This window comes from Sphingopyxis sp. GW821-FHT12F08, assembly GCF_058806755.1.
The window spans coordinates 287,701-300,205 of sequence record NZ_JBXAQA010000004.1 but is presented as its reverse complement, the minus strand read 5'-3'; the positions used below and the strand labels follow the sequence as shown (position 1 = coordinate 300,205).

Sequence of the window (12,505 nt, the reverse complement as noted above, 5' to 3'; positions counted from 1 at the left end):
ATGACCTTTCAGGGATGGCTCCTGATCATCGTCTTCGTCGGTATCCTGCTGGCGATCACCAAGCCCATGGGCCGCTGGCTCTACGCGCTCTACGACGGCCAGCGCACACCGCTGCACCGCCTGCTCGGCCCGGTCGAGACGGGCTTCTATCGCCTGTCGGGCATCGACCCGACCGAGGAGCAGGGGTGGCGCCGCTATGCGGTGCATATGCTGATCTTCAACGCGGTGCTGCTGCTCTTCACCTATGCGATATTGCGCCTGCAGGGCGTGTTGCCGCTCAACCCGCTGGGCTATGACGGCACCAGCGCCGACCTGGCGTTCAACACCGCGATCAGCTTCACGACCAACACCAATTGGCAAAGCTATGGCGGCGAATCGACGATGTCGAACTTGAGCCAGATGCTCGGCCTCACGATCCACAATTTCCTCTCGGCGGCGACGGGCATCGCGCTCGCCTTCGCGCTGTTCCGCGGCTTCGCGCGGCGCGAGACGAAGACGATCGGCAATTTCTGGGCCGATATGACGCGCGTGACGCTCTACCTGCTGCTGCCCTTGTGCTTCGTCTATGCGATCTTCCTGATCGCCAACGGCGTGCCGCAGACGCTTGCGGGATCGGTCGATGTCACGACGCTCGAAGGCGCGAAGCAGACGCTCGCGCTGGGTCCGGTCGCAAGCCAGGAAGCGATCAAGATGCTCGGCACCAACGGTGGCGGCTTCTTCAACGCCAACAGCGCGCATCCGTTCGAAAACCCCAATGCGCTGACCAACTTCGTGCAGATGCTGTCGATCTTCGCGATCGGCTTCGGGCTGACCTGGACCTTCGGCAAGGCGGTCGGCAACCCGCGCCAGGGCTGGGCGATCCTCGCCGCGATGGTGACGATCTTCCTTGCCGGGGTCACGATCACTTACTGGCAGGAAGCCGCGGGGAACCCCATCCTCCACAACCTCGGTGTCGCCGGCGGCAATATGGAGGGCAAGGAGGTCCGCTTCGGTATCGCCGCATCGTCACTCTTCTCGGTCGTGACGACGGCAGCGTCATGCGGCGCGGTCAACGCGATGCACGACAGCTTCACCGCACTCGGCGGCCTGATCCCGCTGTTCAACATGCAGCTGGGCGAAGTCGTCATCGGCGGCGTCGGCGCGGGCATCTACGGCTTTCTGCTGTTCGCGATCCTCGCGATCTTCGTTGCCGGGCTGATGGTCGGGCGCACCCCCGAATATGTCGGCAAGAAGATCGAGGCGCGCGAGGTCAAGCTCGCGGTGCTCGCCATCGCAGTGCTGCCGCTGGTCATCCTCGGCTTTACGGCGATCGCGTCGGTGACCGAGGCGGGGCTTGCGGGGCCGCTCAACAAGGGGCCGCACGGCTTCTCGGAGATCCTCTACGCCTTCACCAGCGCGACGGCGAACAACGGGTCGGCCTTTGCGGGTCTCACCGCCAACACGCCTTTCTATAACGGGCTTCTCGGCGTCGCGATGTGGATTGGCCGTTTCTTCATCATCATCCCGATGCTGGCCATCGCGGGCGGCCTGGCGGCGAAGAAATATACCCCCGAATCGGCAGGCAGTTTCCCGACGACGGGGCCGCTGTGGACGGGTCTCTTGATCGGCATCGTGCTGATCGTTGGCGGCCTGACCTTCCTTCCCAGCCTCGCACTCGGTCCCATCGCCGATCATCTCGCGATGATCAACGGCCAGCTCTTTTAAGGATCCATGCAAATGGCTCGGTCTGAAACCAAGTCTCTGTTCACGGCAGAGCTGATCGTCCCGGCGATCGGCGACGCCTTCCGCAAACTCAACCCCAGCGAACTGATCCGCAACCCGGTGATGTTCACCACCGCGGTCGTGGCGACCTTGCTGACGCTACTGCTCGTCGTCGGCCAGGACGGCCTCGCGACGGGCTTCAAGCTGCAGCTCGTCATCTGGCTCTGGCTGACGGTGCTGTTCGGCACCTTCGCCGAAGCGCTCGCCGAAGGCCGCGGCAAGGCGCAGGCCGCCTCGCTGCGCGCCACCAAGGCCGAACTCACCGCGAAGCGCGTGAAGGGCGACGGGAAGGCGTATGAAAATGTTCCCGCCAGCGCGCTCCGGGTCGGCGACATCGTGCTCGTCGAGACAGGCGACCTGATCCCGTCGGACGGCGAGGTCGTCGGCGGCGTCGCGTCGGTCAACGAAGCGGCGATCACCGGCGAAAGCGCGCCGGTGATCCGCGAAGCCGGCGGCGACCGCTCGGCGGTGACCGCCGGCACGCGCGTCATCTCCGACGAAATCCGTGTCCAGGTGACGGTCAATCCGGGGCAGGGCTTTCTCGACCGGATGATCGCGCTCGTCGAAGGCGCCGAACGGCAGAAGACGCCGAACGAGATCGCGCTGACCCTGTTGCTCGTCGGCCTCACGATCATCTTCCTGATCGCGGTCGGCACGATCCCCGCTTTTGCGAGCTATGCGGGCGGCAGCATTCCCGTCGCGATCCTCGCGGCGCTGCTGATCACGCTCATTCCGACGACGATCGCGGCCTTGCTCTCCGCCATCGGCATCGCGGGCATGGACCGCCTCGTGCGCTTCAACGTCCTCGCGAAATCGGGCCGCGCGGTCGAGGCGGCGGGCGACGTCGATGTGCTGCTGCTCGACAAGACCGGCACGATCACCGTCGGCGATCGGCAGGCGACCGAATTCCGTCCGGTGGGCGGTCAGTCGATGGCCGTGCTGTCCGAAGCCGCGCTGCTCGCCAGCCTCGCCGACGAGACGCCCGAAGGCCGCTCGATCGTCGCTCTCGCGCGCGAGAAATTCGGCCAGACGATGACCGATCTGCCGGCCGGTGCCGAAATCATTCCCTTCACCGCGCAGACCCGCATCTCGGGCATCAAGCTCGAGGGCAGCGTGATCCAGAAGGGGGCGGTCGATTCGGTGCTCAAGGCCAATCCGGGTGCGGAGGCGACCGCCGCCGCAACCGAACTGCGCCGCATCACCGACGAAATCGCGCGCGCGGGCGGTACGCCGCTCGCGGTCGCGAAGGACGGGCAGCTGCTCGGCGCGATTTTCCTCAAGGACATCGTCAAGGCGGGCATTCGCGAACGGTTCGGCGAGCTGCGCGCGATGGGCATCCGCACGGTGATGATCACCGGCGACAACCCGCTCACCGCCGCGGCGATCGCTGCCGAGGCCGGGGTCGACGACTTCCTCGCGCAGGCGACGCCCGAGGACAAGCTCGAGCTGATCCGCAAGGAACAGCAGGGTGGGCGCCTCGTCGCGATGTGCGGCGACGGCACCAACGACGCCCCGGCGCTCGCGCAGGCCGACGTCGGCGTCGCGATGAACACCGGCACGCAGGCGGCGCGCGAGGCGGGCAATATGGTCGATCTCGACAGCGATCCGACCAAGCTGATCGAGGTCGTCGGCCTCGGCAAGCAATTGCTGATGACGCGCGGGGCGCTGACGACCTTCTCGGTCGCCAACGACGTCGCCAAATATTTCGCGATCATCCCCGCGATGTTCATCGTGCTCTATCCGGGGCTCGGCGTGCTCAACGTCATGGGGCTCACCAGTCCCGAGAGCGCGATCCTGTCGGCGATCATCTTCAACGCGTTGATCATCCCGATGCTCGTTCCGCTCGCATTGAAGGGCGTGACCTATCGCCCGATGGGGGCGGGGCCGCTGCTCGCGCGCAATCTTGCCGTCTATGGCCTTGGCGGCCTTGTGGCACCTTTTGTCGGCATCAAGCTGATCGACCTCGCGGTCGGCGGCCTGGGTCTCGTCTGAGGATATGACAATGAACAAGGATTTCATCAGCTCGCTGCGTCCGGCACTCGTCATGACGCTGCTCTTTGCGCTGCTCCTCGGGCTCGCCTACCCGCTGGCGCTCACCGGCATCGGGCAGGTGCTCTTCCCGAACCAGGCGAACGGCAGCCTCGTGGAAGAGAATGGCAAGGTCGTCGGTTCGACTGTCGTCGGTCAGGCCTTCGCGTCGGAACGCTATTTCAACACGCGTCCTTCGGCGGCGGGCGACGGCTATGACGGGCTTGCCTCGTCGGGCTCGAACCTCGGCCCGACGTCGCAGGCGCTCGTCGACCGGGTGAAGGGCGATGTCGAGAAACTGAAGACCACCGAACCCGGCAAGGCTGTGCCGGCCGATCTGGTCACCACCTCGGGCTCGGGGCTCGACCCCGACATCACCCCCGAGGCCGCCTTCTATCAAGTCGATCGCGTCGCCGGAGCACGGGGACTCGATCCTGCTGCGGTCCGGAAGCTTGTCGAACAGAGCGTCGAAACACCGCTGCTCGGCTTTCTTGGCGAGCCGCGCGTCAATGTGTTCAAGCTCAATCGACGGCTCGATGCTTTTGGGGCTAAACCCGCCGCGTGACAGGAAACGATCGACCATCCCCCGAAGCCTTCCTGCGCCAGGCGGCGCAGGAAGGTCGTGGCCGTCTCAAGGTGTTTCTCGGCGCCGCGCCGGGCGTCGGCAAGACGTGGGAGATGCTCACCGACGGACGGCAACGGCGCGAGGCCGGGATCGATGTCGTGATCGGCGTGGTCGAGACGCACGGCCGGCGCGAGACCGAGGCGCTGGTCCACGGCCATGAAATCATCCCGCGCCGCGACGTCGACCATCAGGGTCATAGTCTCGGCGAAATGGACATCGACGCGATTCTCGCGCGTCATCCCCAACTCGTGCTCGTCGACGAACTTGCGCACACCAACGCGCCCGGCAGCCGGCACCCCAAGCGCTATCAGGATGTCGAGGAATTGCTCGACGCGGGCATCGACGTCTATTCGACGATCAATATCCAGCACGTCGAGAGCCTCAACGACGTCGTCGCGTCCTTCACCCGCGTCCGCGTCCGCGAGACGGTGCCCGACTCGATCCTCGAAAATGCCGAGATCGAGGTGGTCGACATCCCGCCCGACGAGCTGATCGAGCGGTTGCGTGACGGCAAGGTCTATATCCCGCAGGAAGCGACGCGTGCGCTCACCCATTTTTTCTCGAAGTCCAACCTGACGGCGCTGCGCGAACTGGCGCTCCGCCGCGCGGCGCAGGCGGTCGATGCGCAGATGCTCGAGCATGTGCGCAGCCACGCGCTCGCGGGCAGCTTCGCGGTGGGCGAGCGGATCGTCGTCGCGGTCAGCGAATTGCCCGTCGCCGCCGAACTTGTGCGCGCGGGCAAAAGGCTCGCCGATGCGCTGAAGGCGCCCTGGGCGGCGGTCTATATCGAGACGCGTCGCAGCCGGGCGATGTCCGACGAGGACCGCAAACAGCTCGCCGACACGCTGGCGCTGGCCTCGCGGCTGGGCGCGTCGACCGCGACCGTCCCCGCCGCGAGCGTGGTCGAGGGGTTGCGCGCTTTCGCCGAAGATGCCCGCGCGACGCAGATCGTCATCGGCAAGTCGGCGCGGCCGTGGTGGTTCGAGCTGCGCCACGGCTCGGTGGTCGACCAGCTTGTGCGCACGATCGACGATGTCGCGGTGCATGTCCTGCCGGGCGAGCCCGAAGCAAAGGCGGCCCGGCACCGCGCGATCGCCGTTCCCGGCCGCTGGGGCAAGACGTCGGACTATATCTGGTCGCTGGCGATGGTCGCCGCGATGACCGCGCTGGGTCGCCTGCTGATCGAGGCGATCGACCTTGGCAATATTGCCCTGCTCTATCTGGTACCGGTGATGTTCGCGGCGGCGACCTTCGGCCTGCGCGCCGGGCTTTTCGCAGGGCTTGCATCGAGCCTCGCCTATAATTTCTTCTTCCTGCCGCCGACCGGCACGCTCACCGTCAACAATCCCGAAAATGTCGTCAGCATTCTCGTGCTGCTGGGTGTGGCGGTGGTGACGAGCCAGTTCGCCGCGCGCGTGCGCGCGCAGGCCGACCTTGCGCAATCGAGCGCACGTCAGAATGCCGCGCTCGCAAGTTTCTCGCGGCTGCTCACGGCCGCGCCCGATCAGGACACGCTGATGCAGGCGATCTGCGCCGAGGTCGGCCGCCTGCTCCATGTCCGGACGGCGCTATTGCTCCCGTCGGCCGACGGCCCGACGCTGCGCGCGGCGGTTCCGCCCGAAGACCGGCTCGAACAGATCGAGCGCGCGGCGGCGCAATGGGCAATGGACAATGAGCAGCCCGCGGGCCGCGGGTCGTCGACGCTCACCGCGTCGGACTGGCTCTTCCATCCGCTGTGCACGACGCGCGGCGTGCTCGGCGTGCTCGGCCTGACCCGCGACGACGCGGGCGAGCCGGTGCGGTCGGACCAGGTGCCGCTGCTGATGAGCCTGCTCGACCAGGCGTCGATCGCGCTCGATCGCATGGAGCTCGAGGAGGCGTCGCTACGCGCGCGGCAGGTCGACGAGCGCGACCGGCTGCGCTCGGCCCTGCTCTCGTCGGTCAGCCACGACCTGCGTACGCCGCTGACGACGATCCTGTCCGCCGCGCAGGAAATGCGACGGCATCCCTCGCCGGAACTCGCCGAGACGGTCGAGACCGAAGCGCTGCGCCTCAACCGCTTCGTATCCAACCTCCTCGACATGGTCCGCGTCGAGGCGGGCGCGCTGCCGATGAAGGCCGAGGCCACCGAGTTGTTCGACGCGGCGGCGAGTGCGGCGCACGATACGCGCGCGTCACTCGCGGGGCACGAGGTCAAGATCGATATCGCCCCGAACATCCCCTTCGTGCGCGTCGATCCGGTGCTGCTTCACCACTGCCTGATCAACTTGCTCGACAATGCGGGGCGCTACGCCGATCCCGATACGCCGATCACGATCCGCGCGAGCCGCACCGCCGACGCGATCCTGCTTTCGGTGATCGACCAGGGACCGGGGATTGCGCCGGGGAACGAGAAACGCGTCTTCGAAACCTTTACGCGGCTCGAAGGCAGCGACCGCGTAAAGCATGGCACCGGCCTCGGGCTCGCGATCGTCAAGGGCTTCGCCGAGGCGATGGGGCTGACGGTCGAGGCGGGCAACAATGACGAGCCGCACGGGGCCTGTTTCACGATCCGCATCCCCGAAGCGCTGATCATCACGAATCTCACCGACAAGGATATCCCATGAAAGTGCGTCACAAGGTGCTCGTCGTCGACGACGAACTCCATATCCGCCGCCTGATCCGCGCGGCGCTGGAACGCGCCGACTATGCGATTGTCGAAGCCGAAAATGCGCGCGAGGCGACCGAGCGGCTGCACGAGGAGCGCCCCGACATCACCTTGCTCGACCTGGGGCTCCCCGACCGCGACGGGCTCGAACTCGTACCGCTGTTCAAGCAGCAATCGGGGACGACGCTGATCGTCGTGTCGGCGCGCGACGCCACCGAGGAGAAGGTCGCCGCGCTCGACCTTGGCGCCGACGATTATCTCACCAAGCCCTTCGACACCGACGAACTGCTCGCGCGCGTCCGCGTCGCGCTCCGCCATCGCCTGACGCGCGACGGCGGCAACCTCGGCCTCACGGTGGGTGACGTGCAGCTCGACCTCGTCGCGCGAACGGTGACCAAGGGGGGCAAGGAGGTGCATCTCACGCCCAAGGAATATGCCGTGCTGGCGCAACTCGCCCGCTTTCCCGGCCGCGTTATCACCCACAAGCAGATCATGAACGAGGTGTGGCCGCACGAGCACGAGCATCATGTCGAATATCTGCGCGTCCTGATCCGCACGCTGCGCCAAAAGCTCGAGGCCGATCCGCAACAGCCGCAGATTATCTGCAACGAACTCGGCATCGGCTATCGGCTGCGCCTCGGGGCGGACGGTCTCGCCGAGGGGCATGAGGGGCGCTGAGTCGCAGCAGCGCGCCGATCCTATGCAATTGCTATGGAAAATGCCGCTGGCCGCTCTCGAATTCCAACGGTGCTAGCGGCTAGCTATTGTCCATGATCGGACATCATATCGAAACCGACCCAGCCGGACCATCGCGCGTCCGGGATCGCATCGTCGACTGGCTGGGCGCGCAGGGGCCGTCGCTGCTGACGGTCTATATGTGCGCGATCGTTGCAGCCATCGCCTTCGTCGCCGACGCAGTGCGCTAGATTTCGATCTGTGCGCCGATCCTATGCAATTTCAATGCGCCGCCGCGTTTCGCGCTCTCGAATTCCTACGCGCCTATGCGTAGGTGGATGACCTCCTTCGGAGGTCTCCCAATGAAATACCGGCACGAAAACCTCTCCGCCAACATCGGCCTGCGCGCAGGCGGGATCGCCTTGCTTGCCACCGGCTGGTCGGTCGCGGTGCGGCTCCATCAGCTTGCGCTCGCCACGCCTTCGCGCGATTATTCGTCCTTCATGATGCTGCTCGCGGCGATCGTCTTCCTCTGCGGCAGTGCGGGGAGCGCGCTGCTCTTCGTCGGTCCCGGTCTCTGGGAATCGGTCGAGGTGTCCGAGCGATGGCGGCGGCTGCCGCCGCCGACGACCTATTTCGATCGCGACCGATAAGGCGCTCCCGCCGACCCGCCCGCGCATAGTGAAAACACTATGCGATTGCGCCTCGGCCCGTCTCGATTTTCAACGCGCGCCCGATCTAGTTGAGCCGCCTCACGAGCCTGCGCCATTCCGGCCGGGCGAACACCCATGAGGACAATATGAAACACATCATCTCTGCGGCCCTTCTGGCGGCAGCCCTGACGCCTGCCGCCGCTTCGGCGCAGGAGGAAGAGAAGCCTGCCGTCGTCATTTCGGGTTCGGCGACGATCGCCTCGGACTATCGCTTCCGCGGCGTATCGCAGTCGGACAAGGAGATGGCGGTGCAGGGCGGGCTGACCCTGACGCATAAGAGCGGGCTTTACGCCGGGGTGTGGGGCTCGAACCTCGCCGGTTGGGGGACGTTTGGCGGCGCGAACATGGAGCTCGACCTGATCGGCGGCTACAAATTGCCCGTCGCGGACAATGCGACGCTCGATGTCGGGCTGGTCTGGTACATGTATCCGGGCGGCGCCGATGAATCGGACTTCGCGGAACCCTATGTCAAGCTGACCGGCACGACGGGACCCGCCACGCTGACCGCCGGGGCCGCCTATGCGCCCAAACAGCACGCGCTCGCCAATGTGTCGGCGGCGCCGAACAGCCGCGGCCAGAGCGACGACAATCTCTATCTGTGGGGCGACGGCGCGCTGGCCATCGCCGGAACGCCGCTGACGGCGAAGGCGCATATCGGCTATTCGGACGGCAATCCCGGGCTCGGTCCCAACGGCACCAGCGTCGCGCCCACCGGCCGCTACTGGGACTGGTCGCTCGGCATGGACGCGACTTGGCGCAACCTGACGCTCAATCTCTCCTACGTCGATACCGACATCGGCAAGGCAGAGGCGGCGCGTTTGCAGCCCAATTTCAGCAAGGGCGGCGACGGCAGCGGATCGATTGCCGACGCGGCCGTCGTGGCGAGCGTGACCGCCGCCTTCTGACCGCTTGATGCCGGGCGCGAAGTCGCGATGCGCCCGGCAGCTTCCCTCGCGTTGATGCCTAGCCTAACCTCGCATGAGGGAGACTGGCATGAATCGGATATGGGCGGCTTTGGCGCTCGCGGCGGCGCCTGCGATCACGGGGTTTTCCGCGCCGGAGGCGGCGGCGCAGGCGGCCGAGAGCGCGCTGGTCGGCGAGGCGCGGGCGTTCATGGACGCCTATCAGGCCGCGGCGGCGTTCGTGCGGCGGGGCGGCCAGCGGTGCGGATCAGCGCTCCGCCAGCACGTCATAATGGCGCCCGAAGCCGTAGCGGGCAAAGCGCGCGAAACCTGCCGCAGAGAGCTGCGCCTCGATCGCGGCGGCGTCGGTCCAGCGGCGGTCGATCTCGTAGAAGATCGCGGCGATGCGCGGCAGGTGCGCCGAGGCGATGAGCGCGTCGATCACCGCCTCCTCATGCCCCTCGACGTCGATCTTTACAATCAACGGCAGATGCGCGTCGATCAGCGGGTCGAATTCGGCGGCGCTGAGGATGCGGATCGGCTCGCCCCCGGCGTCGGCGTGGCGCAGGCTCGCGGTGCCGCTGTGCGCGCTGTCGGTGGCGATCGTCGCGGCACCGGACTCGCGCGAGATGGCCGCGTCCACTGCCGCCACCTTTGCCGCTCCTGCGTTCGCCGCAATGTTGCGCCCCAAAAGAGCGAAGGTCGCGGCGACGGGCTCAAAGGCGGTCACCGCGCCGCAGTGCGGGTTCTGCGCCGCGATCAGGCTGTAGAGCCCCTGGTTCGCGCCGATATCGACGAAGGCGAAAGGCCCTTGCCGATTTGCGAGATAGTCGGCGAGCACCGGGCCATAGGTGCCGTGATAGCAATATTGGAAGGTGCGGTCGCGCCAGTTGGCGTGCATCGTTACGCCGTAGCGCGTGCGCACGGGCCGGTCGCTGACCGGGCGCAGCGCCGACAGCGCGCGGGCACGCCATTTGGCGAGCGTCTTGACCAGCCCATATTCGACGAAGGCGCCGAGCGGCGAGGGGGAAGCGAGGCCGATCATCAGGCGCGGCCCATATAGTCGAGGATCGCCGCGGCCGCGCGTTCCGACGAAGGGCGGGCGTCGAGGTCGAAGCTGTAGGCGAAGAGGCCCTGCTGGCGCTGGCGGTCGGCGGGGTCGAGCATCGGCACCTCTTCGAACGCCGCCTCGAAATCGTCGAGGGTCTCGACCACCGGGCCCGCCTGCCAATGCGCGAAATCGGGATTGCCGCGCCACGCATGGCCGCGCGGATTGAGGAAGACGCACGGGCGCGGGCGGCGGATGAACTCGTAGACCTGGCTGCTCGCGTCGCCGAGGTAGATGTCGGCGGCGTCGGTATAGGTCATGTCGACACTCCCCGCGCTGCCGGTGTCGATCAGCATATGGTCGAGGTCGTAGTGCCGGACGTCGGGCAGGCGGTTCCAGCCGAGCGCGAAGGGCGAGAGCGAGGCGGTCAGCCTTTTCTGGAACAGCATGACGTGCGGCGCGAAGATGAGGTTGTACCGGTCGCTCTTCGCGAACCAGTCGAGGATCTGCGGCCCCATGCGGTACCAGCTCGACAGCGCGGGCGAGGGGTGCGGGTTGTAGAGGACGGTCGGGCGGTCCTTGGGGAAAAGCCGCGGGCGTGGGCTGCGCGGCGGCAGGTCGAACTTCGGGTAGCCGACGATCGCATGGCCGTTCTCGCGCAGCAGCCCGGCGCCCGCCAGCCGGTCGCGGATCTTCGCCCCCGACATCAGCACGAGATCGAATTTCCCGCTCGCCTTGTCGAAGCCGATCGCACGGTCGCCCGCGCCGTGGCGCGTGTGGATCATCTTCAGATTGTCGAGCCCGAAATGCGTCTTGAGCAGCAGCGAGGTCTTTTCGGGGACGACGAGCGCGTCGAGGTCGCGGAAATGGCCGAGGTTGCGGCGCAGCACCGACAGCGTGTCGGCGGGGACTGCGCCGCCCGTTGCACGCTGCGCGGTGCTTGCGAGGCGCGACGGCGGCGCCAGTCGCACGACGTCGGGGCGCGGCCCCGCCTCGCGATCGAGCAGCCGCGTCACCTCCGCCTCGCTCCCTTGCGAGACGAGGACGCGGATCTCGGCGTGGTTCGACAGTCGGCGCAGCGCGAGCGCGACGGGGAGGGCGTGCGCGACCTGGTGCCCGGCGCTGTGGTTGAAGAGGAAACCGATACGCATGGGGGTCAGGCCTTTGCTTTGCGCCAGTCGAGCACCGGCCAGCCGCGCGCGGCGGCGATAGCGGCCAATTTGGGGGAGGGGTTCACCGCGACGGGTTCGTCGCAGAGGTCGAAGAGCGGCAGGTCGGAAGCATGGTCCGAATAGAAGCGGATATGCGTGGCCTCACGCGCGATGCCGGCGCGGTCCAAAAAGGCCCCGACCATCGTGCATTTGTCGGCGCCGTAGCAATTGGCGCCGGCGAGCGTGGGGACGAGGCTGCCCTCCTGCCACGACGAGGCGGTGGCGACGACGTCGGCGATGCCGAGCCGGCGCGCGAGCGCGGCGGTGTAGAAATGCGGCGCGGCGGTCGCGAGCAGGATGCGGCGCCCCGCGGCGCGTTCCTTTTCGATCAGCGCCAGCCCCTCGGCGTACAGGCCGCGTGCCACCAGATGCTGTGCAAAGCGGTCGGCGAGCCGCGCGGCCTCGCGTTCGGGCAGCGCGCCGCCCAATGCGACCCAGTGCATCGCCTGCTTCATCCGGCAGCGCGGGAGCAGCTTCAGCGCATAGAGCAGCGCGAGCGGCAGCAGCAGCGGGGCGAGGAGGAGCCGCCAAGGCGCGCGGGTCCGCGCGGCGAAGAAGAGAAAGGGGGTATAGGTCGGCAAGATGGTCAGCGTGCGGTCGAGATCGAAGACCGACAGTTCGATCTTCGCCCGCGCGGCTTCCGGTTGGGGCGCCGCCGCGATGTTGACCTGTGCCTGGCCCATGGTTCGCTCCTTTGCTGCGCAGAGCCATGGCGGGCGGGCTTAACGGGCGGGTGGCGCAAAGATTTGATTTTGGCCATGATCGTGTGCCGACACCGAACATGTCGAAAATCAAATGTTCGCGGCTGTGGTCTTCAAAGCCCCTCCCCTTTAGGGGAGGGGTTGGGGTGGGGGCCCGAACCTCGCGCAAGGCCGCTGGCCCCCACCCGCTGCGA

Annotated in this window: 11 protein-coding genes; 8 read left to right on the top strand and 3 right to left on the bottom strand. The window is 67.0% G+C overall.

Annotated elements, in window-relative coordinates; translation table 11 throughout:
• The 8 genes from kdpA (at window position 1) to AC1RNQ_RS13325 (ending at window position 9,354) form a co-directional block, all read left to right on the top strand.
• Window positions 1-1,704 carry a potassium-transporting ATPase subunit KdpA gene (gene kdpA / locus AC1RNQ_RS13360; protein WP_493171639.1) on the top strand — a complete coding sequence of 568 codons (1,704 nt, stop codon included), beginning with the start codon at window positions 1-3 and terminating at the stop codon, window positions 1,702-1,704.
• A gap of 12 nt (window positions 1,705-1,716) precedes the next feature.
• The gene (gene kdpB / locus AC1RNQ_RS13355) at window positions 1,717-3,753 is read left to right on the top strand and encodes a potassium-transporting ATPase subunit KdpB (protein ID WP_493171636.1); all 2,037 of its coding nucleotides are present in this window, start codon (window positions 1,717-1,719) and stop codon (window positions 3,751-3,753) included.
• 10 nt (window positions 3,754-3,763) lie between these two features.
• Window positions 3,764-4,354, top strand: a complete 591-nt coding sequence (gene kdpC, locus AC1RNQ_RS13350; RefSeq protein WP_493171634.1) for a potassium-transporting ATPase subunit KdpC — start codon at window positions 3,764-3,766, stop codon at window positions 4,352-4,354.
• A complete protein-coding gene (locus AC1RNQ_RS13345) occupies window positions 4,351-7,020 on the top strand; it encodes a DUF4118 domain-containing protein (protein WP_493171632.1) in 2,670 nt (889 codons plus the stop codon). Before kdpC ends, AC1RNQ_RS13345 begins: the two co-directional genes overlap by 4 nt.
• Window positions 7,017-7,739, top strand: coding sequence for a response regulator (locus AC1RNQ_RS13340; RefSeq protein WP_493171629.1), 723 nt, complete (start codon window positions 7,017-7,019; stop codon window positions 7,737-7,739). The genes AC1RNQ_RS13345 and AC1RNQ_RS13340 overlap by 4 nt, the downstream gene beginning before the upstream one ends.
• Before the next feature lie 92 nt (window positions 7,740-7,831).
• Complete coding sequence (locus AC1RNQ_RS13335) at window positions 7,832-7,987, top strand: hypothetical protein (RefSeq protein WP_493171627.1); 156 nt, start codon at window positions 7,832-7,834, stop codon at window positions 7,985-7,987.
• Window positions 7,988-8,098: 111 nt separating this feature from the next.
• The gene (locus tag AC1RNQ_RS13330; RefSeq protein ID WP_493171626.1) at window positions 8,099-8,389 is read left to right on the top strand and encodes a hypothetical protein; all 291 of its coding nucleotides are present in this window, start codon (window positions 8,099-8,101) and stop codon (window positions 8,387-8,389) included.
• Between the two features lie 146 nt (window positions 8,390-8,535).
• Complete coding sequence (locus tag AC1RNQ_RS13325; protein WP_493171625.1) at window positions 8,536-9,354, top strand: TorF family putative porin; 819 nt, start codon at window positions 8,536-8,538, stop codon at window positions 9,352-9,354.
• A 265-nt stretch (window positions 9,355-9,619) separates the two neighbouring features.
• Here AC1RNQ_RS13325 and AC1RNQ_RS13320 read toward each other — a convergent pair whose 3' ends face one another.
• The 3 genes from AC1RNQ_RS13320 to AC1RNQ_RS13310 are packed head-to-tail and all read right to left on the bottom strand — an operon-like array spanning window position 9,620 to window position 12,293.
• Window positions 9,620-10,396: an FkbM family methyltransferase gene (locus AC1RNQ_RS13320; RefSeq protein WP_493171624.1), complete on the bottom strand. Its 777-nt coding sequence runs from the start codon at window positions 10,394-10,396 to the stop codon at window positions 9,620-9,622.
• Window positions 10,396-11,550 carry a CDP-glycerol glycerophosphotransferase family protein gene (locus AC1RNQ_RS13315; protein ID WP_493171623.1) on the bottom strand — a complete coding sequence of 385 codons (1,155 nt, stop codon included), beginning with the start codon at window positions 11,548-11,550 and terminating at the stop codon, window positions 10,396-10,398. The genes AC1RNQ_RS13320 and AC1RNQ_RS13315 overlap by 1 nt, the downstream gene beginning before the upstream one ends.
• A gap of 5 nt (window positions 11,551-11,555) precedes the next feature.
• Window positions 11,556-12,293, bottom strand: a complete 738-nt coding sequence (locus AC1RNQ_RS13310; RefSeq protein WP_493171622.1) for an HAD family hydrolase — start codon at window positions 12,291-12,293, stop codon at window positions 11,556-11,558.
• Window positions 12,294-12,505 lie beyond the last annotated feature (212 nt).